This window comes from Arthrobacter rhizophilus (assembly GCF_026241105.1).
Lineage (GTDB): Bacteria > Actinomycetota > Actinomycetes > Actinomycetales > Micrococcaceae > Arthrobacter.
This window is the reverse complement of the sequence record NZ_JAPFFT010000002.1, coordinates 136,669-162,163: the sequence shown is the minus strand read 5'-3', so window position 1 is coordinate 162,163 and position 25,495 is coordinate 136,669. Positions and strand designations below refer to the sequence as shown.

23 protein-coding genes are annotated in these 25,495 nt (G+C 62.6%); 11 read left to right on the top strand and 12 right to left on the bottom strand.

The window, feature by feature from the left end; all coding sequences use genetic code 11:
• Positions 1–43: 43 nt before the first annotated feature.
• From OOZ51_RS03235 to OOZ51_RS03215, 5 genes are read right to left on the bottom strand one after another with little or no spacing between them, the layout of a single operon-like run.
• Entirely contained in the window at positions 44–1,816 is a 1,773-nt protein-coding gene (locus OOZ51_RS03235) for a sulfatase (protein ID WP_265977460.1), read from the bottom strand.
• The gene (locus OOZ51_RS03230; RefSeq protein ID WP_265977459.1) at positions 1,816–2,679 is read right to left on the bottom strand and encodes an ATP-binding cassette domain-containing protein; all 864 of its coding nucleotides are present in this window, start codon (positions 2,677–2,679) and stop codon (positions 1,816–1,818) included. Before OOZ51_RS03230 ends, OOZ51_RS03235 begins: the two co-directional genes overlap by 1 nt.
• Complete coding sequence (locus OOZ51_RS03225; protein ID WP_265977458.1) at positions 2,679–4,484, bottom strand: dipeptide/oligopeptide/nickel ABC transporter permease/ATP-binding protein; 1,806 nt, start codon at positions 4,482–4,484, stop codon at positions 2,679–2,681. Before OOZ51_RS03225 ends, OOZ51_RS03230 begins: the two co-directional genes overlap by 1 nt.
• Entirely contained in the window at positions 4,481–5,422 is a 942-nt protein-coding gene (locus OOZ51_RS03220) for an ABC transporter permease (RefSeq protein WP_265977456.1), read from the bottom strand. The genes OOZ51_RS03225 and OOZ51_RS03220 overlap by 4 nt, the downstream gene beginning before the upstream one ends.
• 57 nt (positions 5,423–5,479) lie before the next feature.
• The gene (locus tag OOZ51_RS03215) at positions 5,480–7,021 is read right to left on the bottom strand and encodes an ABC transporter substrate-binding protein (RefSeq protein ID WP_265977455.1); all 1,542 of its coding nucleotides are present in this window, start codon (positions 7,019–7,021) and stop codon (positions 5,480–5,482) included.
• Between the two features lie 351 nt (positions 7,022–7,372).
• Here OOZ51_RS03215 and OOZ51_RS03210 point away from each other — a divergent pair, with 351 nt between their 5' ends.
• The 4 genes from OOZ51_RS03210 (at position 7,373) to OOZ51_RS03195 (ending at position 11,514) form a co-directional block, all read left to right on the top strand.
• Positions 7,373–8,125, top strand: coding sequence for a sugar phosphate isomerase/epimerase family protein (locus OOZ51_RS03210; protein WP_265977454.1), 753 nt, complete (start codon positions 7,373–7,375; stop codon positions 8,123–8,125).
• Complete coding sequence (locus tag OOZ51_RS03205) at positions 8,122–9,258, top strand: Gfo/Idh/MocA family protein (RefSeq protein ID WP_265977452.1); 1,137 nt, start codon at positions 8,122–8,124, stop codon at positions 9,256–9,258. Before OOZ51_RS03210 ends, OOZ51_RS03205 begins: the two co-directional genes overlap by 4 nt.
• 9 nt (positions 9,259–9,267) lie before the next feature.
• Positions 9,268–10,452 carry a Gfo/Idh/MocA family protein gene (locus OOZ51_RS03200; protein ID WP_265977451.1) on the top strand — a complete coding sequence of 395 codons (1,185 nt, stop codon included), beginning with the start codon at positions 9,268–9,270 and terminating at the stop codon, positions 10,450–10,452.
• 63 nt (positions 10,453–10,515) lie between these two features.
• Positions 10,516–11,514 carry a sugar phosphate isomerase/epimerase family protein gene (locus tag OOZ51_RS03195; RefSeq protein ID WP_265977450.1) on the top strand — a complete coding sequence of 333 codons (999 nt, stop codon included), beginning with the start codon at positions 10,516–10,518 and terminating at the stop codon, positions 11,512–11,514.
• A 201-nt stretch (positions 11,515–11,715) separates the two neighbouring features.
• Here the strand turns inward: OOZ51_RS03195 and OOZ51_RS22470 are convergent, their stop codons facing one another.
• The 4 genes from OOZ51_RS22470 to OOZ51_RS03180 form a co-directional block, all read right to left on the bottom strand.
• Positions 11,716–11,808, bottom strand: coding sequence for a hypothetical protein (locus OOZ51_RS22470; RefSeq protein WP_416346342.1), 93 nt, complete (start codon positions 11,806–11,808; stop codon positions 11,716–11,718).
• Positions 11,793–12,245, bottom strand: coding sequence for a DDE-type integrase/transposase/recombinase (locus OOZ51_RS03190; RefSeq protein ID WP_265977449.1), 453 nt, complete (start codon positions 12,243–12,245; stop codon positions 11,793–11,795). The genes OOZ51_RS22470 and OOZ51_RS03190 overlap by 16 nt, the downstream gene beginning before the upstream one ends.
• 378 nt (positions 12,246–12,623) lie before the next feature.
• Complete coding sequence (locus OOZ51_RS03185) at positions 12,624–13,199, bottom strand: carboxymuconolactone decarboxylase family protein (protein ID WP_265977448.1); 576 nt, start codon at positions 13,197–13,199, stop codon at positions 12,624–12,626.
• Positions 13,200–13,371: 172 nt separating this feature from the next.
• Positions 13,372–14,136, bottom strand: coding sequence for an SDR family NAD(P)-dependent oxidoreductase (locus tag OOZ51_RS03180; protein ID WP_265977447.1), 765 nt, complete (start codon positions 14,134–14,136; stop codon positions 13,372–13,374).
• 153 nt (positions 14,137–14,289) lie between these two features.
• Here OOZ51_RS03180 and OOZ51_RS03175 point away from each other — a divergent pair, with 153 nt between their 5' ends.
• The gene (locus OOZ51_RS03175) at positions 14,290–15,111 is read left to right on the top strand and encodes an IclR family transcriptional regulator (protein ID WP_265977445.1); all 822 of its coding nucleotides are present in this window, start codon (positions 14,290–14,292) and stop codon (positions 15,109–15,111) included.
• A gap of 550 nt (positions 15,112–15,661) precedes the next feature.
• On the opposite strand, the gene OOZ51_RS03170 is transcribed toward OOZ51_RS03175, so the two are convergent.
• The 3 genes from OOZ51_RS03170 to OOZ51_RS03160 are packed head-to-tail and all read right to left on the bottom strand — an operon-like array spanning position 15,662 to position 17,430.
• The gene (locus tag OOZ51_RS03170) at positions 15,662–16,009 is read right to left on the bottom strand and encodes a DUF202 domain-containing protein (RefSeq protein ID WP_265977443.1); all 348 of its coding nucleotides are present in this window, start codon (positions 16,007–16,009) and stop codon (positions 15,662–15,664) included.
• A gap of 3 nt (positions 16,010–16,012) precedes the next feature.
• Positions 16,013–16,411 carry a YidH family protein gene (locus tag OOZ51_RS03165; RefSeq protein ID WP_265977442.1) on the bottom strand — a complete coding sequence of 133 codons (399 nt, stop codon included), beginning with the start codon at positions 16,409–16,411 and terminating at the stop codon, positions 16,013–16,015.
• A 47-nt stretch (positions 16,412–16,458) separates the two neighbouring features.
• A complete protein-coding gene (locus OOZ51_RS03160; protein WP_416346341.1) occupies positions 16,459–17,430 on the bottom strand; it encodes a formylglycine-generating enzyme family protein in 972 nt (323 codons plus the stop codon).
• A 150-nt stretch (positions 17,431–17,580) separates the two neighbouring features.
• Between OOZ51_RS03160 and OOZ51_RS03155 the strand changes: the two genes are divergently transcribed.
• From OOZ51_RS03155 to OOZ51_RS03130, 6 genes are all read left to right on the top strand, one after another.
• A complete protein-coding gene (locus OOZ51_RS03155; protein ID WP_265977441.1) occupies positions 17,581–18,195 on the top strand; it encodes a PadR family transcriptional regulator in 615 nt (204 codons plus the stop codon).
• Between the two features lie 61 nt (positions 18,196–18,256).
• On the top strand, positions 18,257–20,023 hold the full coding sequence (locus tag OOZ51_RS03150) for a sulfatase (protein ID WP_265977440.1): 1,767 nt from the start codon (positions 18,257–18,259) through the stop codon (positions 20,021–20,023).
• 50 nt (positions 20,024–20,073) lie between these two features.
• The gene (locus OOZ51_RS03145; protein WP_265977438.1) at positions 20,074–21,432 is read left to right on the top strand and encodes an MFS transporter; all 1,359 of its coding nucleotides are present in this window, start codon (positions 20,074–20,076) and stop codon (positions 21,430–21,432) included.
• Between the two features lie 97 nt (positions 21,433–21,529).
• Complete coding sequence (locus tag OOZ51_RS03140) at positions 21,530–24,010, top strand: beta-glucosidase family protein (protein ID WP_265977437.1); 2,481 nt, start codon at positions 21,530–21,532, stop codon at positions 24,008–24,010.
• Positions 24,011–24,024: 14 nt separating this feature from the next.
• Positions 24,025–24,231 carry a hypothetical protein gene (locus OOZ51_RS03135; RefSeq protein WP_265977435.1) on the top strand — a complete coding sequence of 69 codons (207 nt, stop codon included), beginning with the start codon at positions 24,025–24,027 and terminating at the stop codon, positions 24,229–24,231.
• 158 nt (positions 24,232–24,389) lie between these two features.
• A complete protein-coding gene (locus OOZ51_RS03130; RefSeq protein ID WP_265977434.1) occupies positions 24,390–25,106 on the top strand; it encodes an SDR family oxidoreductase in 717 nt (238 codons plus the stop codon).
• The last annotated feature ends 389 nt before the right edge of the window (positions 25,107–25,495 follow it).

The following is a 25,495-nucleotide window of genomic DNA, read 5'->3' as shown; positions in this document are numbered from 1 at the left end:
CCCCGGCGCCCCGTTTTCCGAGGCGCGGGCAGCCGGCACGCAGTTAGCTCCCGGCTTGCGACAGCGCGGTTTCTAGCTTCAGGATTTCTGCAACCCGCAGGTTCGGGGTCATGGCCGCTGCTTCCACGACGGTGCGCGAAGCGAAAATGGCGAGGGACGCCCCGTTCCCCAACGCCGGCATCGCGGCCACAAGAGTCTCCCGCTGATGCTGATTTTTGAGCAGCGCAGCTAGAGGCACGGTAGCAACGATGGCGTCCGCGGGAAAATCCTGCACACGGGCTGCTGGCTCCCGGGAGGCCACTACCTGTGGCCAGTTCTGTTCAATCAGCAAGTGCTCATCTCTCACAGGACCCGTCCCCGGCAGCCCCAAGCGCATGAACTGTTCCACCGGAGCATCATTCGCGCGCATGAGTTCCACGAGAAGTGTTGCCATATGGTGCTCCAGCTCGGTGTCTTTGAGCGGATTTTCCTGGTGCGGGTCCGCTTCAAGATCGAAGAGCAGGGTTCCGAAACCGTAGGGGCTGCCCATGCTCCAGCCCGGTACGCGGAGAAGCGGGATCCCCTTGGTGAAGGAGAATCCGTCAACAAGGGCGGCATCGCGGAGTTCCTCCACCTTGAACCGGCTTCGCATGTGCGTCGGCATCAGCGTGAAGTCGAAGAGAGGTTTGTTTTCCGGGGTCGCGCAGGACCGCATGTACACATACCGCCCGTCGGTGACGTTTACGTGGGCTCCGAAGCTGCCGAACAGTGCCGACTCGCGTAGCGGCTCGTCACTTTCGATAACCGATACCAGCGGTTTGCCCTGCATATCAGCGGTTCGGTCGACGCCAAAGAACTCAAGGAGAGTGGGACCGAAGTCGATGGTCTGCACGAGGCTCTCGCGGGTCTGGCCGGAAACGTTGGTGCGCGGGTCCCAGATGAACAGCGGCGTGTGGATGGTCTCGTCATACCAGGGCTGGATACTCTTGCCCCACCACCCGTGTTCGCCCAGAAGGAACCCGTGGTCGGTGCAGACCATGAGGAGGGTGTCCTGCCACATGTCGTGCTCGTCCATGAAGTCCATAACCCGTCCGAGCGAGCGGTCACACATGGAGAGCAAGGACAGATATTCGTTGCGTGCTCGGTCGACGACGTCGTCCTCTTCGATCACGCGTCGGTATGAAGGCCAGTCGAAGACGGGGCCTTCCGCGTCTTCCAGACCATACTGCTTTCGATACTGGTCATAGCTGAAGAACGGCTCGTGCGGGTCAAAGCACTCGATCTGCAGCATCCACCGGTCCTGGCTGACGTTGGTCTGCATGAACTCAAGGCCGGCGTCAAAGGTCCGAGTCTGGGGGTGGTCAGCTTCCTCCTTGAGGTACTGGCGGTTGATCCAGTCCTGTCTGGTGAGGTGGGTGTCGGCATTCAGGGTGGCCGGGGCCGTGGCAGGTGCAACGTGGCCCTTCCAGGCATCGCCTTCCTGGCCGCGGAAGAACTCGTAGGTGTTAAAGCGGTTGTGGTAGGTCGCGCCGCCGTCTTCCCAGTAGTGCTGGTGGTCGGTCACAAGGTGCGTGTAGACGCCTTGTCCCTTCAGCATCTCGGGAACCGAGTCATCGAATGGTTCCAGCGGACTCCAGGACCTGTGCAGGAAGTTGTGGCGGCCAGTGTGCATTTCCCGCCGCGCGGGCATGCAGGGCATGCTTCCGGCATAGCAGTTGGTGAACATGGCCGTGGATCGGGCCAATCGTTCAAAGTTGGGGGCGTGGACGCCTTCGGCCCCGTAAGGGGGCAGCATGTGCCGGTTCAGGCTGTCGAACATGACAACGATAGCGCGCATCAGTTATGTCCTTCCTTGCTGGAGGCCGCCAGCATCGTGTGCCGTTCGATACGGCGTTCGCGCTGCCGGACAGGGTTCGCGACGGGGGCCGACATCAGGAGCTTTTGTGTGTAGGGGTGCACCGGTTCGGAAGTGACTTGGTCTCCGTCTCCGTATTCGACGATGTTTCCCTTGTACATCACGGCCACACGGTGACTGATGTGACGGACCACTGAGAGATCATGGGAGACAAAGAGATAGGCCACCCCGGTCCTTTCCTGGATTTCGATGAACAGATCAAGGACTCGTGCCTGCGTAGAGAGGTCCAGGGCTGACACCGGCTCGTCGCAGACAACGAGGCGGGGCGAAAGCGCCAGCGCGCGCGCGATCGCAACACGCTGCCGCTGACCGCCGGAGAACTCCCGAGGGAATTTATCCACAGCGCCGGAAGGAAGCCCCACCTGGTCAAGGAGTTCCCGGATCCGGGTCCTTGCGGAGCCTTTCAGATCTGCTTTGACCAGCAGGGGTTCACTGAGGATGTCTCCGACGGTCATTGTGGGGTTCAGTGATGTGTAGGGATCCTGGAATACCACCTGGATGGAGTCACTGAGTTTACGCCGCTCCTTGCGGTGCAGTCTGGTGATGTCCTGCCCGTCGAAGGTGATGGTGCCTGCTGCGGGTTCGACCAAACCAAGTATGGCCCGGCCGATTGTTGTTTTGCCCGATCCGGATTCTCCGACGAGCCCGACAGTTTCCCCGGGGTGGATGTCGAGTGAGACGCCGTGAAGGACCCGGAAGGGCGCTTTGCGGAACCCTTTCATGGGGAATTCGACAACGACGTTTTTGGCTTCAAGGAGGGGCGCAGATGTATCCGTCTCAGACATCACAGTTTTCCTTTGCTTGTGCCTGCGGCCGTGACAGCCAGAGGTGGACGTGGCGGGGAATCGTCCAGGGTGGCAGCGAGCAAGGCCTGGGTGTAGGGGTCGGACGGGGCGGAAAACAGTGTTTCCGCGTCGTTGGTTTCCACCACTCGCCCGTTCTGCATGACGACGACGCGGTCGCACAGGTCGGCGACGACGCCGAAGTTGTGCGTGACCAGGACGATGCCCATTCCCATTTCGCGCTGTAGGTCCCGCAACAGGTCGAGCACTTCGGCTTGAACTGTCACGTCCAGGGCCGTGGTGGGTTCATCGGCGATCAGGAGTTTCGGCCCACAGGAGACCGCCCCGGCGATAAGAACACGTTGGGCCATGCCGCCGGAGATTTCGTGGGGGTAGGAACGGAAGGTCCGCTCGGGGTCCGCTATGCCCACCCGTGCCAGGAGCACAAGCGAACGCTTGCGGGCTTCAGCCTTGGAGATCTTGAAGACAGCCTGCATCGGTTCAACCAGTTGGTGTCCGATAGTGAAGGACGGGTCAAGGTTGCTCATGGGTTCCTGCGGGATGTAGGAGAGGTCACGTCCGCGGATCTTCTGCATCTCGTTCCCGGGGGCGAAGGTGATGTCCCGTCCCCGGAACTTGATGGATCCGGACAGGACCCTGCCGCCGCGGGGGAGAAGCCCCAGGATCGAAAACGCAGTTTGCGTCTTGCCTGAGCCGGATTCACCGACAATGCCGACAATCTCTCCGGCCGTTACGTCGAAACTGACACCCCTGACGACGGTGAGCGGGTTTTCGATGCTGCCGTAACCGACGTGCAGGTCCCGGACGCGAAGAAGTGGACCGTTTCCCGAGCCGGGGTTCAGCGCTTCGGTGCCCTGCGTGCGGGCATGGGCGTGTCCGTGCCGGGGCTTGGCGCGGGGACGCGCAGCGGACGCGCGGGGTCCCCCCAGCTCGTCACGGATGGCGTTGCCCAAGAGGACCAGGGACGCCACTGTCGCGGCGATGATCAACCCGGGCCAGAGGATGCCGGCGGGGTTGATGTAGATGTTGCTGAACGCGTCCTGCAGCATCCCGCCCCAGGTTGGCGTAGCGGGATCTCCGAGGCCCAGGAACTCCAGGCCGGACTGGATGATGATGGCGATGCCGCCAATGATGGCTGTCTGGATGATGATGGGCGAGCGGACAACGCGCAGGATGTGCCGGCTGATGATCCGGGCGTCACTGAGCCCTGACACGCGTGCGGCGTCGACGTAAAGCTCGTTCTTGACGGCGATGACCTGGTTGCGGACAAGCCGGAAGAATCCCGGTGAGAGCATGACTCCGAAGACCGCCATGGTGGAATACACCGATCCGCCCAGGGTCTGGTAGAGGGCGAGCAGAACGATCATGGCAGGCAGGGCCATCAGGATATTGGCGGCCCAGCTGAACGTGGTGTCGAAGACCTTTCCGAAGTACCCGGCGACCAGGCCGGCCACGGAGCCGAGCACCAGCGAGATCGATACTGCGATCAAAGCCCCGAGCAAAGTGTTTTGGCCTGCCCAGATGAGGCGGCTGAAAACATCCCGTCCGGCACCGTCGCCCCCAAGCGGATAGTCCGAACTTGGCATTGCAAGAATCTTGTCGATCTTCACCTCGGTCGGGCTGTGGGGGGCAAAGAATGGCGCGACGACGCTGATCAGAATGATCAGCGTCAGGATGATCAGTGCGCTCAGACCCAGCGGGTTGCGCAGGACAGCGCGCGTGATGGAGACTCGTCCGGGCGCTACGGGCAGCGGAGCATTCGTGAGGGCTGTGGTTGCTTCGGTCATTGCAGGCGCGCTTTCGGGTTGATCCAGCCATTGGCAAGGTCGATGACGAGGTTGACGATGACGACGAGGATCACCAAGGCCACCACAACGCCCATCAGGGCAGGAACGTCGCCCTGCAAGGACGAGTTGATGGTCAGGGTGCCCATGCCGGGGATGGCGAAGACCCGCTCGATGACCACGGCTCCGCCCAGTAGCGCAATGAACTGCAGGGACAGGACGGTCAACGCCGGTGGGGCTGCGTTCCGCAGAACGTGCTTGAGGAGCACGCTGGTGGAACTCAGTCCACGGGCCCGCAGCGTCCGGACGTAGTCCATCTCCAGCACATCGATCACTGCACCGCGGATCTGCTGTGCGGCGGAGGCGATGCCGCCCAGGACCAGGGCAGTCACGGGGAGGATGAGCGCCAGGAACCATCCGGAAAGAGATTCGGTGACCGGGACATAGCCGGTGGCCGGGAAGATTGGCACCGCCACCGCGAACAGGACAACGAGGACCAGTGCTACCCAGAAGTTCGGCAGGGAGAAGCCAATGACGCTGACCACCTGCAGGAGCCGGTCGAGCCAGCCGCGACGGACCGCAGCTGTAACGCCGAGGACGGTACTGACGAGCGCTGTTACCAGCACTGCGAAGATGACTATGGACAAGGTGACCGGGAGCCGGTTGGCCAGGAGGTTGCTGACGGGTTCGTTGGTGAACCAGGAAACCCCCAGATCACCGTGGATTGCGTTGCTGAGCCAGTCCAGGTACTGCTCATGCAGGGGCCGGTCCAGTCCCAGGTCCTTGGCCTTAGCTGCGACGTCTGCTGCCGTGGCACTTTCGCCGAGGATGTTGCGCGCAGCGTTGCCGGCATTGGAGTAGATCAGTGCATAGGTGATTGTGGTGATGACGAGGATGAGGACGACGCCCGAGAGTAGGCGACGTGCCAGAAAATTGAGCATGATTTCACCAGCGAGGGTAGGGTGGCGGCCCGCTTTTGCGGGCCACCACTTAGTCGGTTAGGAGGCTGGCCGGTAGTTCCGGATCCAGGGTGCCGCATTCCACGGCTGGGGCGTCACATTGGTTTTGGCGCTGGAAGCGATGATGGTATTGGATCGGTATAAGGGCGCGAACCAGGCGTTGTCCACCAGCCAGGCGTTGACAGCCTGCATTGCTTTGTTCTGTTCGTCACCTGGCTTTGCCATCCGGGCTGCCTGCACGAGGGCGTTCAGGTCGGCATTGTTGGCCTTGGCCGTGTTCCAGGGAGATGTGGGCAGGGCCACCTTCTGGATGTCCTGCCAGGCTGACTGGCTGCCCAGTGAGAAGAAGAACATCGGGAACTTTCCTGACAGCAAGGCGGAGATGGTAGAGTCCGCCGAAACCTTCTGCCACTTGACCTTGATGTTGATGGCGCTGAGTTGCTGCTCGAGAATGGGAGTTACCTCCGGGAAGCCGGCCAAATCAGGCATCAGGACCTCGAATCCGTCCGCAAAGCCGGCTTCCTTCATCAGCTTTTTGGCGGCGTCGACGTCGAAGCGGTATTTATTGTCCAGGTCCTTCATGTAGGCCTGGCTCTTGGTATTGAAGACTTGGTCGGTCACTTCACCCTGGCCGAGCTGAAGGCTCTTAAGAAGGGCACCGCCATCAATGGCGAGGTTGATTGCCTGCCGGACGCGCACGTCGCCGAGTGCCGGAACAGTCTTACCCTCCCGGTCGGCGATGAACAGGCCTCGCCAGTCAACCGGAACGGTGGTGATGTTGAGCCCTTTTGCTTCGGCCTCCTTGACGCTCTTAGCGTCAATCACACCTGAATCAACCTGTCCGGATTTCAGGGCATTGAGCCGGGCCGTGGCGTCGGTGATGGGCTTGACGACGATTTTGTCGTACGGGAAGTCCGCCTTGTTCCAGTAATCAGGGTTTCGTGTGTAGGTGTACTGGCTGCCCGGCGTTGTCGCGCTCTTGTCCAGCTTGTAGGGACCACTGCCGACCGGCGTTGTGGCGATCTCGGGGGAGGCTTCTGCAGCAGGGCTGGCCATGGCGCCGCCGACAACGCCGAGGTAGAACACCAGGCCGGGGTCCGGCGCCGTGAGCTTGAGGTTTACATCGGTGGGGCTGACGACGTCGATGCTGGCGATGGAGGCCGCCATATAGGCGTTCTGACCCTTCCCGGCCTTCAGATGCTCCAGATTTGCCTTGACTGCTGCGCCGTCAAACGGCGTGCCGTCCGTGAACTTGACGCCTTCACGAAGTTTGAGATTAAGCACCGTGTTGTCCGAGTTATACGACCAGGCGGTAGCCAGATTCGGCTTCAACTCAGCGTTCTTGTCAAAGACCAGCAAGGTGTCATACACCGGCATCCAGTAGTGGACCGCGTTGCCAATTTCGAGGGCTGCGGGATCGAACGATTTATTGTCCGCGACGCTCGCGATCGTCAGCGTACGGGCCGCTCCTCCCGCGCTGGCCAGGCCAGTCGTTTGGCCACCGCCTCCGCAGGCCGAGAGCAAAAGACCGACGGCCGTGAGGGCTGCAAGAGCGGCGACCGCTCGTTTGGGTGAATGCACTGCATTCTCCTTTGAATGTTCCGGCACGGATACTCCGGGAGTTGGGCTATGGGAATAGTCCTATATTGAGTGACGTCAGATGTGATGTCAAGCACTAACAGCCGGCGGTATCGAGGGGCGTCTTGAGGCAGCCATTGACAAGAGCAGCAACGGCCCTACTATGGGACTATTCCTATAACCGACCGTTCGCAGAGATGCCTGCTCCGCAACCGGCATCAAGTAACAACGTCTCGGCCAAAACCTTCCGGCGCCGTGCATCTATTGCCTGAGTGTATTGATTTCCCGGCGCCGCCGAATGGCATCCCGCCGCTGTGCAGTTTCTTACTGGCGCATCTTTCTAAGGAACAATCCATGTCTTACTCAATCCAGCTGTACACCCTCCGCAAGCCCCTCGAGGCAGACCTCGCCGGGACCATCCGCCGCGTGGCCGAGATCGGCTTCACCCAGGTTGAGCCGTACAATTTCTTGGCCACGGCGAAGGAGCTCGGCGCCGCGTTGAAGGACAACGGGCTGACGGCCCCGTCCGGCCACGCGCCACTGCTGAGCCAGGACCAGGACGAGATCTTCGCCGCAGCGAAGGAACTGGGCATCGCGACCGTGATCGATCCGTACCTGCCTGCCGAGCACTGGCAGTCCGCCGAGGACATCCAGGCCACCGCAGCGAAGCTCAACGCCGCAGCGAAGAAGGGTGCCGAATACGGCATCCGCGTCGGCTACCACAACCACGCCTGGGAACTGGAGTCCATCGTCGAAGGCCAGACCGCCCTGGAATACTTCGAAGGCCTCCTTGACCCGGAACTGGTCCTGGAAGTGGACACCTACTGGGCATCGGTCGGCGGCCAGAACCCCGTGGAACTGCTCGCCCGTCTCGGTGACCGCGTGAAGTTCATCCACATCAAGGACGGCCCCGGCACCACGGACACCAAGGCCCAGCAGCCGGCCGGCCAGGGCACCATCGCGGTGCTCGACGTCGTTGCTGCCGCCAAGTCCCTGGAAGTGGGCGTCGTGGAGTTCGACGACTACGCCGGAGACATCTTCGAAGGCATCGCCGAGAGCCTCGCCTTCCTTCAGAACTCAGCTGCAACCGCCGGAGCCGAAGGATGAGCGCCGCAACGCACCAAACCACACCTTCCACCCGCCGGGGGCCGGTGGGCGTCGCCGTCATCGGCGCCGGCAACATCAGCAAGGCCTACCTGGACAACCTGACGGTCTTCCCGGACCTGAAGGTCCACGTCATCGCCGACCTGTTCGAGGAGGCCGCAGAGGCACGGGCGAAGGAATATGGCATCCCCGAGTTCGGTTCACCCGAGCTCGCGCTGAACCACCCCGACGTCGAGATCATCGTCAACCTGACCATCCCGGCCGCGCACGTCGAGGTGGCCACGGCGGCCGTGAACGCCGGCAAGCACGTCTGGACCGAAAAACCCTTCTCCCTGGACCGCGAATCCGGCCTGGCCCTGTTGAAGACGGCCGACGCCGCGGGCATCCGCCTGGGCTGCGCACCGGACACCTTCCTCGGAGCCGGGCTGCAGACAGCCCGGCGGATCATCGAACGCGGCGACATCGGCACCCCGTTGACCGCGTTGACCATGTTCCAGACCCCGGGTCCGGAGTCCTGGCACCCGAACCCGGCCTTCCTGTTCCAGCGCGGCGCGGGTCCGCTCTTCGACATGGGACCGTACTACATCACCGCGCTGGTGCAGACCTTCGGTTCGGTCCGCAAGGTCGCCGCCGTCGGCTCCAACGCCAAGGAAGTCCGCGTGGTCGGTTCCGGGCCCAAGGCCGGGGAGGAATTCGCCGTCGAGGTCCCCACGCACGTTAGCGCGATAGCGGAGTTCGAAGGCGGGGCCTCATCGCACAGTGTCTTCAGCTTCGAATCCCCCCGGCCCAACACGGGCTTCATGGAGATCACCGGCACGGAGGCCACTATTTCCCTTCCGGATCCCAACTATTTTATGGGCGACATCAAGCTGTGGCATGCCGGTGACAAGGATTGGACCACCATTCCCGCCACGGGACCGGCCAACGGCCGCGGCATGGGCGTGCTGGACATGGCCCGTTCCCTCCGCGCCGGTGTTCCGCACCGCGCCCAGGGAGCCCTCGCCTACCACGTGGTCGATACCCTGGTTTCCATTTCCGAGTCCGCCGAAACCGGCACCTTTGTAGGCGTCGACAGCTCCGCCGTGACCTCCCAGGCCCTCCCCGAGGACTGGGACCCGATGGCCGCCACCCTCTAGGAATCCCTCATGACAAGCTCCGCCCCTACCCCCACCAACCCGCAGGACGGCGAGCCCGGGAACACAACCCTCGGTGTTGCCGCGATCGGTTACGCGTTCATGGGCAAAGCCCATTCCAACGCGTGGCGGAACGTGGCCAGCTTCTTCGACGTTCCGGCCTTCGAGCAGAAAGTGCTCGTGGGCCGGGACGCGGAACAGGTTGCCGAGGCCGCGGCGAAGTACGGGTGGAGCGAGTCCGCCACGGACTGGCGCCAGGTCCTGGAACGCGATGACATCCATATCGTGGATATCTGCGCCCCGGGCTGGATGCACGCCGAAATCGCCATCGCCGCGCTCGAGGCGGGCAAGCACGTGCTCGTGGAAAAGCCCCTTGCCAACACCCTGGCCGAGGCCGAAGCCATGGCAGAAGCCGCGCGTGCCGCCCGGGCGCGCGGCGTCCAGTCCATGATCGGCTTCAACTACCGCCGGGTACCCGCCCTCGCCCTCGCGAAGGAACTGATCGCCGAGGGCAGGCTGGGCACGGTCCGGCACGTCCGGGCCGCGTACCTCCAGGACTGGCTCACGGACGCCGCGTCTCCGATGAGCTGGCGCCTGCGGAAGGAAACCGCCGGGTCCGGGGCATTGGGCGACATCGCCTCCCACGCGATCGACCAAGTCCAGTACCTGACCGGGCAGACCGTTCGTGAGGCCTCGGGCGTGCTGAAGACCTTCGTCACCCAGCGCCCGGGGCCGGACGGCTTGGAGGATGTCACGGTGGATGACGCCGCCTGGGCGACGTTCTGGCTCAGCGGCGATATGGGCGCCTCGGTTGAAGCGTCGCGTGTGGCGACCGGGCAGAAGAACAGCCTCCAGATCGAGGTCTACGGCACGGATGGTGCGCTGACGTTCAACCTGGAGAACCTCAACGAACTGAACTTCCTCGACGCCACCGCCCCTGTCCGGGAGCAGGGCTTCCGCCGGATCCTGGTCAACGAACCGGACCACCCCTACATGGGCGCCTGGTGGCCCCAGGGCCACGTGATCGGCTGGGAGCACACCTTCACCCACCAGATCCGCGACTTCCTCACCGCCATCAGCGCCGGCGAAGCGCCGTCGCCCTCGTTCGAAGACGGACTTCAGGTGCAGCGGGTGCTGGCCGCTGTCGAAGAATCCGCCGACGCCAAGTCCGCCATCATCCAGGTCGCCGGTCACTGAGTAGCGCAGCCACCGGCAGCCGCCCGAAGCACGCCCCCCGAAACTTTTCTGCAAGGAGAACCAATGCCCCGCCCGTACACCCTGTTCACCGGCCAGTGGGCCGACCTGCCCCTCGAGGAAGTCGCCAAACTCGCCTCCGGTTGGGGCTATGACGGCCTGGAAATCGCCGTGTCCGGCGACCACCTGGACGCCTGGCGCTGGGACGAACCCGGCTACGCCGAGAACAAACTCGCCATCCTGGACAAATACAACCTCAAGGTCTGGGCCATCTCCAACCACCTCAAGGGCCAGGCCGTCTGCGATGACCCCATCGACTTCCGCCACCAGGCGATCGTCGGGGCCAAGGTGTGGGGCGACGGTGACCCCGAAGGCGTCCGCCAGCGCGCCGCCGAGGAAATGAAACACACCGCCCGGCTCGCCAAGGCGCTCGGGGTGGATACCGTCGTCGGGTTCACTGGCTCCTCCATCTGGCAATACGTCGCCATGTTCCCGCCCGTCCCCGAGAAAGTCATCGAGGCCGGCTACCAGGACTTCGCCGACCGCTGGAACCCCATCCTGGACGTCTTCGACGAATGCGGCGTCCGCTTCGCCCACGAAGTCCACCCGAGCGAGATCGCCTACGACTACTGGACCACCGTGCGGACCCTGGAAGCGATCGGGCACCGCGAAGCGTTCGGGCTGAACTGGGACCCCTCCCACTTCATGTGGCAGGGCATCGACCCCGTCTCCTTCATCTGGGACTTCAAGGACCGGATCTACCACGTGGACTGCAAGGACACCAAGCTCCGCCCCACCGGCCGCAACACCGTCATGGGCTCCCACCTGCCCTGGGGCGACCCGCGCCGCGGCTGGGACTTCGTCTCCGCCGGACGCGGCGACGTGCCCTGGGAATCGAGTTTCCGGGCCCTCACCGCCATCGGCTACAACGGACCCATCAGCATCGAATGGGAAGACGCCGGCATGGACCGCCTCCACGGCGCCCCCGAAGCCCTCGCCAACCTCAAGAAATACGACTTCCCGCCCTCCCAAACCAGCTTCGACGCCGCATTCAGCCAAGACTGACATGGGAGGTCTGCGCCACTTTCGACGCCGCCAGCCACATGGAGGGGTCCCCCCATCGCTGAATGGTTTGAAGCCACGATGCTGCGAGACGCCAGACGGTTGCGGCGAAAGTACAACGCCGGCCGCGCCTGGGCGCCGGTCCGGGCCGAAGAAATGAAGCCCAGGCTGCGGCCGGGGAACGCGTGGCCTAGGTGTACTCAGTCAGTAGCTTGGTTGCACTCTGCTGATCGGTGCTATACGCCCGAGGCTGCCGTGGGGCCGGTGGTTGTTGTAGAAGTCTAGCCATGGCTGCAGGGCATCGGTGCGTGCCTGCTTCGATGTGAGGGCCTGCCGGTAGGCCCCAGCCTTCCTAAAGGGGCTTTGCCGTTCTGCCACGAGTAGCGTGGATTGATCAGGACGTGCTTGGTGCCCGGCGCGGCCAGCGCATCCTGGAAGTCACGGGAGAACCGGTAGGCGACGGCGTTGTCGGTCATGACCCGTCGCACCGGCGCCCCGTGGGCTGCCATGGCCGCGGCTGCTCTGGTGAGGAAGCCGGCGCAGGTTGGTCTTTTCTCGTCCGGCAGGACCTCGGCGTAGGCGAAAAGGGTGTGGTCGTCGACGGCGACGTGGACGTAGTCGAAGCCCATCTTCTGGTTCGAGTAGCGGTGGTTGGCCGCATTGTGCGACGGGTCAGCCCGCCAGCCGTCGCCGTCGGGGATCCGGCCTAGTTTCTTCACGTCGACGTGGATCATGTCTCGGGTGCATCGCGTTCGTAGCGGCGGTCCGTGCTGCGGCAGGACAGGATCCGGGTCCCTGTGACCGGGTCCAGGTCCCACAGGCGCGGCATGCCGGCACGGGCTAGGATTCTGGACACGGTCCGGGCGCTGACCCCGCACCGCCGGGCCAGCTCCAGCGGGCCTTCCCGGTGTTTGACCCTTGCGGGCAGGACATCCGCGGCAACGGCAGCCTGGGTGGCGTGCGGGCAGGACTGCGGACGCGAGCGTGGGAGACAAGCTCGTTCTGGGCCCGGCCGAAGCCGGATGGGTCATCCGGGGCAGTCCATTCAGGGGTGTGTATCATCCATAGTTGGAAGAGCACGTCCTCCACGTTGCTTCGGGGCTGCACCCAACTCAGTTGTCGGTCTGCGGCACGTCGACGCCGAAAACGCGCATTGACTGCGCCAGTGTCCGATAATAGCCAACCAGGACGACGAGCTCGTAAATCTGCTGAACACCGATCAATCCGGCGGTCCGATGGAACTCTTCATCAGAGACGTCGCCTCTGACCAACAGTGCGTCGACAATCTCAAACCCGACCTGTTCCGATTCGTCAGCCGACTTAAAATTGCCGGTGCGGATCCCCAGTAGCTCCTCATCGGTCAGACCGGCTGCCCTGCCCACCCGCTCATGAGCGAACCATTCAAAATCACTGCCCTGTATGACTGCAACCCTGAGGATACTGATCTCGCGTACTCGATCGCTGAGCGAGGACTTGTAGCGTATCGCCGCGCCCAGGTTCTGCAACGCGTTGCCCAGGACGGGAGCATGCAGCATGACGCCAAAAGGCCCGTTGAGCGAGCCGTCTTGTGCCGCCAGAGGAAATAGCTGTTTGCCGGCCCCACGCGGTCCGTTGAGAATGTTGTCGTAGAGTTCTTTCTGGGCAGCGTCTAGCTGGTCACTGGTCAGGCTGCGGTGCCGCTGAGACATGGTTTTCCTATTCTTGGAGTTACGTCACGGAGCGGGTACCGGCTACCCGGAACCCGCACCGAATAGGTTCTTGTTCTTCTCCGGCATCGACAGGGCCGCCGGTGGGGCTGTCTCTGGGTTCATGGTTACTCCAAAGTAATTCTGAACTGAACCTGCTTCCCGAGGACAGGATTCAGACCAAGGTACGGCCGCCGTCGATGTACATGACGTGCCCGGTCACAAATGAGGCGTGGGGTGAGGCTAGAAAGAGGATTGGCCCGACCACCTCGTCTGGAGTTCCCAACCGGCCGGCCGGAACGAGGCTGACAAGATTCTCCCGGACGCCGGGCTTGTCCAGGTAGGCCTCCGTCAGCGGGGTTTCAACATACCCCGGTGCCACAGCGTTGACGGTGATGCCCTCGCCCGCCCACTCGGCAGCCATTACGCGCATGAGCTGGTTGATTCCACCCTTGGTTGCGGCATACGGGGCGTGGTTCTTATGTGCCAGCAGGCCCGAGACCGAGGAAAAGAAAATGATTCGGCCGTCCTTTTGCCCAAGCATGTGCCTCCCTGCTGCCTGCGCCAGACGGAATCCTGTGGACAGGTTGGTGTCCACGATGCGCCACCAGTCCTCTTCGCTAAAGTCCAGCACCGGCCGACGGTCATTGATGCCAATGCTGTGCACCACTACATCAAGGCCGCCGAGAACTTTCAGCGCGTGCTCCACGACGGAGGTCCCGCTGTCCCCTGTGGAAAGATCTGCAACGAGCGTGTGTCCGCCGGCGGCCTGAAATGCGGGTTCCACGGCGATCTTTTCCAGCCGTTCCTCATCGCGATCGATAACCAGCACGTTGGCTGCCGCCTCTGCGAACCCTGTGGCTACCGCAGACCCCAATCCGCCAGCACCAGCCACCAATACTTTCTTGCCGGCCAGGCCAAGCCAGTCAGGACTACTCATTGCATCTCCATTTTCATTGTGCGATAATGATTATCGTTGTACGAAAATAATAGCTCGCCGATGTAGTCCTGTCCACGGTTCCGTGCGGGATCGTTATGGTTACCAGACCCCTGTCCCTGGCGGGGAAGGGAGTTAGGAAATGGAGGCGAATCGATGCTCGAGACAATGGCTAAATACCAAGTGGAAGCGCTGGCCCGCGGGCTACGTGTGTTGCGGATTCTGGCTGATACAGGCAAGCCACAGCGGTTGACCGAGCTGGTCGAACTGGTTCAGATACCGACAGCAACGCTATTCCGCGTCGTCTCGACCCTCGAGCATGAAGGTTATCTGGACAAGGACAAGGATGGGCGATACTTCCCGGCCGTGGGAGTGCTGCAACTTGGTTTCGCAAGCCTGCGCGCGTCCGGACTCGTCGGTGTGGCCGAAGGCCCACTGAAGGACCTCTCGCGCAGAATCGGGGAAACAGTCAACCTTGGCATCCTGACCGGGGACCGGATCTTGTATCTGATCCGGATCCGGAACAGCGACCTTGTCACAGCGCATTTGGAAGCAGGTTCTTCGCTGCCGGCAACCTCAACTTCCATCGGCAAAGTTTTGCTGTCTCAGCTCGAAGCCGGCAGACGCCAGGAGCTTCTGAGCGAAAGATCCTTCAATGAGGGGGGAGGCCCCAACGCTGTCCGTTCCTTCGCAGAGTTCGAGGCCCAGATGGCCGGTATCCGCGAGCAAGGCTACGCGATCCAAGACGAAGAGGTGGCCGCAGGACTGCGATCCATCGCCGCACCCATCGTCGACGCCGACGGACGCGTGGTGGCGGGAGTCAATATTGCCGTTGCGAGCAGCCGCTTCACAAAGCAAGCGCTTCTCGATGATCTCAAGGACGAGCTACTGCGCACCTCCAGCGACATCAGCCGTCACCTGGGCGCCGTTGTGCAACCGAAGGACACCGTTTACAGAGGCCAAGGACGAAAAGCCTAAGCCTTACACAAGCGCTTCCCAAGCATGTTCACCGAGCCAGTGGAGGTTTCGCGGTCTCGGTCACTTTGATAGCTACGCAGGCTAACCCCTGGACAAGGGTCAGCCCGGGAATTGGGTGGGTCGGTCCTCGCCTACGGTGATTGTGTAGGAAGTTGGTAAGGGAAGTTGCCTTCGCGAATTGCGTCGCAGGTTTCCCGTGCTGTTGCGAAGGCAATAACGAGTGAAGCGTCTGAAGGGCGTCGACAGAAATGAGTCATCCCAGATCCCGGCGTCTTCCACGCACGCTGTTCCTAACCGCCATTCCCGTGTAGGGATACTCGTTCATCTCATCACGGATGGACTAGGAACAGCTTGCAGGAGAACGCCCGCCAAGGAAAGTGATGAGCGCCTTCGGCCGTGGAGGCCTCCGGTGCGGGGGAGTACATTCCCACGCATCTCCGCAGCTCAATTTGGATGGCAGTCGCGGCCGAGGACTGGACATGTCCTGCGCCCGGGCCGGCCGCGCAGTTGTGCAGACAGCGACTGCCAATGCGAATCGGCCGGATCCTGATCATAACCCTATGGGCAGGAACAGGACAGCGTAGATTCCCAGGATCGAAAGTACTGCGACGCTGGACGCGACAGCCGCGGTGCCGGCGATGTCAGGTGACATGGAACCTTGACTGATACCTCGGACGGCCCGGTGGAAGCGTCGCCTGCGAGACAGATGGATGGCTAGTGCGGCGATTCCCGCAGTCAGCACGAGAGTGCCGGCAAACCAGCCGTGATGGGGCATCCAGCGCAGGAAGCTTGCGGTGGAAACAATCATGGACAAAGTTGTGCGGCCCCAGGCAAGGTCGCTCCGCTCAGGCTGGAGTCCCGGGTCGTCGTGCACCGGGATGCGATGTGGGGCTGGCATGGGTCAGGCGGGCCGGACGAAGACGACGACAATCATGGCCGCGGCGACGAGGGCGCCCCCGGTCGCCAGGATGGGGGCGATCCAAGGCAGCGGCAGTGGCGTTTTCTGCCGCATGGAACGCTCGACGTTCAGCCACCGGAAGAACGAGCCTCCGCCTATCACCAGGGCGAGTAATAGCAGGAATACTGCGATTGTTTTGCGCAGTTCCGAGCCGAAGAGGTCGCCCATGAATGCCTCAGCGGCGATGCCGCCTGCCAAGAGCGCCAAAGAGGTGCGGATCCAGGCAAGGAAAGTGCGTTCGTTGGCGAGGCTGAACCGCGGATCTGGTTCATGACCGCCCCGAAGGATCCGGACGGACAAACCACTGCGATTTCCGCTGTCTTGGGATTCTGCATCTGACACTGGGGGATTTCCTCTTGTTCGTTACCGGCTGTGGTGCCTGACGGTGGCTAAGGCAGGGCTATGGTCCGGAAGCCGCAGTTCCCGGAGGAGGAATCGGGTGTGTTTGAGGTTCGGGCCGCGACTCGATATCGGTTGCAATAGGAGTCGTGGCAGAGGTAGGAACCTCCGCGCATGACACGTCCCGTGCCGGCTGTTGGACCTTGCGGGTTGTCGGCGGGGGAGTTGCGGTAGTAATTGGGCAAGAACCAGTCCTGGCACCATTCCCAGACATTCCCTGCCATTTCGTAGAGGTTGTATCCGTTCGGCGGGAAGGCCCTTACTCCCGCGGTGCCAAGGTGTCCGTCATCCCGGGTGTTGATCGTTGGGAACGTGCCCTGCCAGATGTTGCAGCGGTGTTCGCCGTCGGGTGTGAGTTCGTTGCCCCAGGCGTAACGCATTCCAGTTAATCCACCCCGGGCCGCGTACTCCCACTCGGCCTCGGTGGGTAGCCGACGGCCAGTCCAAGCGCAGTAAGCGATGGCATCGTTATGCGAGACGTGGACTGCGGGGTGGTCCGCGAGTCCGCGCCAGGTTGAGTCCGGTCCGGTCGGATGGGCCCAATCGGCCCCGCGGACATTCAACCACCACGGCACTCCGGGGGCAGCTCGAAGCACATCCCGGTCAGATGCCGTGGACAGCAGATGGAACACGGCAGAAGAACCGTATTGCTCGGCCTCTGTACGGTAGCTCGTCTCCTCCACGAATGTCGCGAACATCCGGTTCGTCACCGTCGTCGCATCAATCCGGAACGCATCAAGCCGGACCTCGTGAACCGGAGTTTCACCGTCAGCAGGGTAGCCCTCCTGAAAAGCGTCACCCATGGCGAAGACGCCACCACGAACTAGCACATCATCATGTGTGGCCGTGCTGACCAAACCCTGCGCAGGCAAGGGAAGGCTGGTCTGGTTCGCATTCTCCTGAGCGCGGTCCGCCGGAGAGCGGGGGACAGAGCAGCAATTGTTGAGCGATGAAGGGTTCATTTGCTTGTTCCCATGCCAATCGTCGGTAATTTCTACGAATAGCGTAGCAGTGGATTCCACTTGTGTCATTGACTGAGGCTTCTACTTGTGCAATAGTCATCATAAATGGAGTGATCGAAGTCACTCAACATCCCGCCAATGGAGACAGATATGAAGCTTGAAGACCTCCTCCTCGGGGTCCTGCTGGAGCATCCGGCCACGGGCTACGACCTCAAGAAGTTCCTGGACGGCCACGGACGTTTCCTGCGGTCGAACACGCAAATGAGCCAGGTTTATCGATCACTGGGAGGAATGGAGAAGCAAAGCTGGGTGACCCACAGCGTCGATCCTCGCCCCGGTGCGCAGGACGCGAAAACCTACCGAGTCACCGACGAAGGGGCGACAGTATTCCTCGACTGGCTCACCGGGCCTTACCATCCGGCCACGCGCTTTCAAGACCCCGAGCTAGGCGCCCGGCTGGCCTTCGCGGGCTTCATGAGTGGCGAGCAACTGCTGCGAATTCTCGATGTTGAAATCCAGACCCGTCAGGATGAGATCGCTCGCTACCGGTCCCGGGATCGGCGGGAGGATTGGGCGCCGACGATCCCGTTCGATGCAGAGCTCGCCGAATCAGTGGGGGAGCGTCTGCACATCATGGGAGCCAACGCCATGGATGCACACGTCGCTGCACTGAAGGAAATCCGACGCGACCTTCTGGAGGGCAATCTTTCCTCCCGCTCTCTGACGGCAGTGCCCGGCGAGCTCCTGGCCGACGCCGCCAGCTGACCGCAGTCGTCGTTCTGTTGCGCGCCTTTGGCCGTTCCGTACTTTCAGGAAGGACCCCCAGATGAGGGCCATTATTCTCATGTTCGACAGCCTCAACAGGCACATGCTCGCTCCGTACGCTGCCGACACGTTCGTCAACGCGCCAAATTTCGCCCGGCTGGCTGCGAAGTCTGTGACCTTTGAGAATTTCTATGCCGGATCCATGCCCTGCATGCCCGCTCGGCGTGAAATGCACACGGGACGGTACAACTTCCTGCACCGCAGCTGGGGCCCTTTAGAACCATTCGATGACTCCATGCCAGAAATCCTTGGCAATGCCGGCGTGCACACGCACCTCGTCTCCGACCACCCCCACTACTGGGAAGACGGCGGCGCCACTTATCACCCCCGCTACACCACCTGGGAGTTCTTCCGCGGACAGGAAGGCGACCCCTGGAAGGGAGTCGTGGAACCGGCCCAAAGCTCACAGGACCGCTACGCCGGCATGAAGCGCCAGGACATGATCAACCGCAGTTACATGAAGACCGAAGCTGAGCACTCCCAAACGAAAACAGTAGATGCCGGCCTGCACTTCATCGATACAAACCATCGGGCCGACCAGTGGATGCTGCAACTTGAACTGTTCGATCCGCACGAACCGTTCTTTACGCACAGCGCTTATAAGGCCATGTACGAGCATGAATACGATGGTCCCCAGTTCGATTGGCCCGGCTACCAAAAGGTCACCGAGCCCGAGGACCAGGTGGAGCATGCCCGCTATGAGTACGCCGCGCTGGTGTCCATGTGTGACAAGTCACTGGGCCGTGTCTTGGACGCCATGGACCGGTACAACCTATGGGAAGACACCCTTCTGCTGGTCAACACAGACCATGGATTCCTGCTTGGCGAACACGGCTGGTGGGCCAAATCCGTCCAGCCCTGGTTCAACGAACTCGTCCACCTGCCAATGTTCCTCTGGGACCCACGGACCGGGGGCAAAGACACCCGCCGCGGAGCCTTGGCGCAAACCATTGACATCGCACCCACGATGCTGCGCTACTTCAGCCTGGAACCCACACCCGATATGCAGGGCCAGGACCTGGCCCTGGTACTGGAGGACGACAGCGAAGTACGCGAAGCAGCCCTCTTCGGTATTCACGGAGGCCATGTCAATGTCACGGACGGCCGCTATGTCTACATGCGCGCCGCCAAAGACCCCTCCAACTCCCCTCTCGAGGACTTCACCCTCATGCCGACCCACATGCGTTCCCGTTTCGGGATCGGCGAGCTCCTTGACTGGCAACCGGCAGAGCCATTCGGCTTCACCAAAGGACTACGTACCCTCCAGATCCAGACGACCTCAATGATGAACTCCTGGGCACATGGAACCTTGCTGTTCGACCTCGAAGCCGACCCTCAGCAACAACAACCTCTGACGGATGAGGACATCGAGCTGCGAATGCTAAAGCTCCTGGCCCGTCTTATGCATAACAATGAGGCTCCCCAAAGCCAGTTTGAGCGGCTCGGGATTCCATTCAACGAGGAACCAAACAGCGAGCACCTGCTTGTGATGGAACAGAGCGAAAGAGCACGGATGGCCCTGGAGCCGCTGCCGCCCCTCGCCAGCTTCGCCGACGGCGGAGCCGCTCTCACCGTTTCGATCTTGGAACTGCTTCAGGACGCCCGCAGCCGCCAGGCGCTTGAGAAGAATCTCCCCGAACTCATCCGGACCGAGCTCGTCAACATCCCCGCGCAGCTCAGTCTCTACCGGCTAGCAGCCGTGATCCCGGTTCCCGTAAGCGCCCTCATCGCCGTCGCCGATGAACTGGCCCTCGCAGTGACTGCGTGACATCCCAGCCAAGACACCCCAGCCTGACAATGTAGACAGGACCAAATTCCATGAACACCAATCCCGGCCTCGCACTCTCCACGGCTTCTCCCACAGAGGGAGCCGATCAAGCCAGCACGGTACCTGGCCGCTGGCGGAACCTCGCAGTCCTCACCGGAGTCACTGTCGTGGACAACACGGAGGCCGGCCTCAGCGCCACCCTCTTCCCGACCATCGCAAGCGCACTGAAACTGCAGAGCAGCCACCTCGGCCTGCTTGCGGCCCTCGGAAAGCTCGCTTCGGTCCCGGCCGGACCAGCATGGGCATGGCTCGCGGGGAAGATTGGCCGCCGCAACGCCTTGATTGCAACCACCTTAACTGGCGGAGTTTTCGGCATCGCAGCCGGTTTTTCCAACGATTTCGTCCAGCTCCTGATATTCAACACGCTAATGTCAGCGTCCATCATCGGCGGAAGCCCGATCGCCAACGCAATCATTGCCGACTCCTTCGATGACAGCCACCGGGGCAAGGCGGCCGGATACTTCTACGGGTTCATGAGCCTCATCACCTCTTTTATTGCCCCGCTGATCGCATTGTTCACGGGCATCACTGATGGCTGGCGGTTCGGCATGTGGACCATTGGCGGCATCTGCATTCTGGCCGGCCTCTTGGTGACCCTATTCCTCGGGGACCCCGGGGTGGGCGCCTCGGAAAAACAACTTGCCGATCTTGCAGGCCGCGAGCATCTGGCCCCGAAAGTCACCATACGCTCGGTCCTCTCGTTGTTCCGCGTCCCGAGCTTCTCCGTCATGATGTTTTCGCGATTGCTCTCAGGCCATCTCCTCCTTGCGATCTTCGGCATCCAGTTCCTCGTCGTCGAGCGGGGCTTCACGAACGCGGTCGCTGCGATCGTTTTGGTGCCGTTCGGCCTGGGTTATTTCGCCGGCACGGTGGGCGGGGGGTGGCTGATGGCTCTTCTGGACCGGATCCTGCCCGACCGTGGCCGGGTAGCCTACCTGCAAGGGGCCCAGGTCCTTTTCGCCGCCGTTGCTTTCTTCGCAACCCAGTTCCACTATGACAACATCAGCATCTACGGCGCATTCTGGGCACTTCTCGGATTTGCCCAAGGCGCCAACCCGCCCGCCAACCGACCCATCGTCGCCGCCGTGGTATTGCCGGAACTCCGCGGCCAGGCCTTTGCGATCTTCCTGACCGTGTTCGAGACAATTGGCTGGGCCGTCTTCTCGCTCGGGGCCGGCGCCCTTGCCGCGACACTCGGTATCCAGTCGGTATTCCTCTGGACCCTGGTCGTCCTCATGCTGGTCAACGCAGCAGTCCTGACAGCTCTCTACTTCTACTACCCGCGGGATGTCATCCGTGTCCGTGACACGCTCGAGCAGCGCCGTCAGGAAGCCCTACTCCAGGCGTAAGACCGGCCCCGGGAGGAGCTCAGCCTCCCGGCTAAAGCCCCCCGCCCAATACGTTGCCGCTTGCCGACGGCACCACACGATCACTACCAGGAGAACCATGGAAGCCCTCACCCCAAACGAGTCGCCGGAACTCACGACAGGCCAACATCTGCACGCCCTGTTGACCCAGTTGACCCTGGAGGAGAAGATCCAGCTTCTCACCGGACGCGATTTCTGGACCACCTGGCCCGTGCCGAAGATCGGGCTGCGCCGCATGCTGGTCTCCGACGGCCCCAGTGGCGTGCGTGGAGAGGTATGGGACGAGCGTCAACCCTCCATGAACTTCCCCTCCGCCACTGCCATCAGTTCCAGTTGGGACCCCGCCATTGCCGACCGCCTCGGCGCCGCATCCGCGGTCGAAGCCCGCCGCAAGGGCGTCGACGTCGTGCTCGGTCCGACGATCAACCTGCACCGCTCCCCCCTGGGAGGGCGCCACTTTGAAGCGTTCAGCGAGGATCCCGTACTGACGGCCGAACTCGCAGCGGCCTATGTGGCCGGTCTGCAACGCAACGGCGTGGGCGCGACGCCCAAGCACTATGTGGCCAACGACTCCGAGACGGACCGGTTCACCGTGGACGTCCTGGTCGACGAACGTCCCCTCCGCGAGCTGTACCTGCTCGCCTTCGAAAAAGCGATCGTCGAATCGAATGCGTGGCTAGTGATGAGCGCCTACAACTCCATCAATGGCGCCACCGCCACGGAAAACGACCTGCTGGAAACGCCCCTGAACAGCGAATGGGGATTCGACGGCGTGGTCATCAGCGACTGGACGGCCGTGCGCAGCATCGACTCCGCCAACGCCTCCCAGGACTTGGTCATGCCTGGTCCTGACGGGCCGTGGGGAGAAGGGCTCGTCGCCGCAGTTCGGGCCGGGGAGGTCGCAGAGTCCAGCATCGACCGGAAAGTCCTGCGGATCCTGCAGCTCGCCGCCCGGGTCGGCGCGCTGGAAGGTTTTGATCCCGTGCAGGCTGAGCCGGTGGACCGGGAGGATCCGACCGCGTTAGCCCGCGAGGCCTCCGCAGCCGGCACAGTGATGGTGAAGAATGACGGTGTGCTGCCGCTGGACCCGGGCGGGATCGGCAGGATCGCGGTGATCGGACACAACGCCCTGCAAGCCCGCACGCAAGGCGGCGGGTCAGCCACGGTCCTGCCCGAAAAGGTCGTCACCCCGCTCGACGGGATCCGCGCCGCATTCGGGGCGGACAAGGTCACGTACAATGTCGGAGCCGTGGTCCAGGAAGGCGTCGCCGAGCTTCCCCTGGAGCAGCTGACCAACCCGGCCACCGGAAAACCCGGGCTTCGGGTCGCGTTCCTGGGCGCGGACGGCAGCGAGCTGTTCGCCGAGGACCGCCGATCCACGGCGCTGGTCTGGTTCGGCGGAGACGCGCCGATCGCGGAGACATCCATGGTCCGTTTCGAGACCACGTACGCGCCGAATGAAACCGGCAGCATCCACCTCGGTTTCGCGACCGCAGGCCACGGCCGCATCTACATCGATGGCCAGCTCAGGCACGAGGCCACAATCGTTCCCACCGGCACGGACCTGGGCGCCGCCTTCCTCGCCCCACCCTCCGAAACCATCCCCGTGCAAGTCACCGCGGGCACGCCCCTTAGAGTCCGCATCGAACTCGACATCGCAAACCGCACCGGTGCACTGGCCAACGCCCTCAGCATCACCATCGGCACCGAGGCCGACAACTCCGACCCCGAACGGCTCATCATCGACGCTGCCCGCGCAGCCCGGGAAGCCGACGTTGCCGTCGTCGTGGTCGGCACCAACTCCCGTGTCGAGTCAGAAGGCTACGACCGCGCCACCCTTGACCTGCCGGGACTGCAGGACCGCCTGGTCCATGCCGTCGCAGCCGCCAACCGCCGTACGATCGTGATCGTCAACGCCGGCTCTCCGGTCCTGATGCCATGGCGCCACGAAGTCGCGGCCACCCTGATCGGCTACTTCGGCGGTCAGGAATTCGGCCACGCCCTCACGGATATCCTCACCGGCCACACCGAACCCGGCGGCCGGCTCCCTACTACCTGGCCCGCCACCCAGGGCACCCTCCCGGTCATCAACACCACGCCCGACACCGACGGCAAACTCCGCTACGACGAAGGCATCCACATCGGCTACCGCGCCTGGCTCAAGACCGGAGCGACACCCGCCTACGAATTCGGCTACGGCCTCGGCTACACCACCTGGACGCTCGACAGCGCCGATGCCCCGGCCGCTTCCTCGCCGGGCGGCGCAGTACCCGTAACCGTATCCCTGACCAACACCGGCAACCGCCCCGGCAAACAAGTTGTACAGATCTACGCCGAAAAACCCGGCTCAACCGTAGACCGCCCCGTCCGCTGGCTCGTCGCCTCCAGGCCAGTCTGGGCCGAACCAGGCGAAACCGTCTCTGAGGTGGTGAACGTGCCCACCAGGCTGCTCGCCTACTGGGACAAAGGATGGACTTACGAGGCCGGCACATATCAACTCCACGCCGGCTTTTCGGTAACGGACCTGCAATCCACCGCCTCAGTGGTCCTCGCACCATGACAGGATCGTCTTCGTTGGAATTATCACCCGGAATGTTGGAGGTCAGGGTCGACCACGCTTCAAAGGTTGACCGGGCGCTTGACGACGCAATCGCCGAGGTCCAGGGCGCTGCGACGCGCCACCAGACAGGAATGATGATCACGCGAACCGGTCCCGGCAAGTACACCGTTAGGGCCGATCCGGCAGTGCCTTTCGGACTGATCCGGCAGCAACACCAATAGGCCAGAGCCGCAAGGGATCACGACATCCAAACTCAAAGTGCCTTCGTCCAGATACTCGACACGTTGTTCAAACTCAACTTCGCTGACGCATTTCGCCACCTAGGCCGGCGGTATGGCAACGGATTCGGCTCCCCAGTAACCCCGATAGGAACCATGTAATGACTGACCAAATGCAAGCCCCGCGACGTGTTCTGGTGACGGGAGGTTCATCGGGCATCGGCGCCGCCATCGCCGAACGCTGCCGGCAAGACGGCCTCGAGGTCGTCGTCATCGACCGCATCGGCGACGGCATTCTTGCCGATCTCTCCGATACCGCCTCCACCGCCCAAGCCTTGGAAGACGCACTTGAAGGCGGACCGATCACCAGCATAGTCAACAACGTTGGAGCAGTCTTCCCCGGTTCAGCGGAGGAGCAGTCCCTTGACGAATTGACCCGCGCATGGGCGCTGAACCTCCGCTGCGCCATGCAGTGCACCCAAGCGCTGATGCCCGGCATGAAGGAGTCTGGCTTCGGACGGATCGTGACCATTTCCTCGCGAGCGGCTCTGGGCAAAGAACTCCGCTCGGCGTATGCCTCCACCAAGGCCGGACTGATCGGGCTCACCCGGGTCTGGGCGTTGGAGCTGGGCGCCTCCGGAATCACCGCCAACGCGATCGGTCCCGGGCCAATCACGACAGATCTGTTCGCCAAGGCGAACCCGAGCGACAGCCCTCGCACTAGGGCCATCATCGACGGCATCCCAGTAAGGCGCATGGGCACCCCAGAAGATGTGGCCCAAGCCGCCGCCTACTTCCTCGACGAACGCGCGGGCTTTGTGACCGGGCAGACGCTCTACGTCTGCGGCGGGGTCACAGTTGGAACTGCGGCCATCTAATGGACTCCTTCCCAAACAGGACGATCGCCGTTACAACAGCACGGCCGAACCCTTGGACTGGATATACACCCGCTCGGACCTCAACGACTGCCTAGACCGCCTCGGCAAACCCGTTTGATTGTTCCGCCGAAGCTGACGACGACGGCATTCAGCGCGGCTTCCACCTTCGCCAAAAACGGGGTGTGCACAAAGGTGCACACTCTTCCCGCCGGACTGGGCCGTACTCGGCATGCTTTCGGGAGTTACCAGTGTCTGCAAGGGTTGGAATGCGGTTCGAGTCCCACCTCGGGCATGTGTTTTCCCGGTCCAGCACGCAGGGAAGATTCTGCCTAGGGAGCACCCATCTCCTTTCTTAACAGTGTCTGGTACGACCACATGAACTCCGTGGG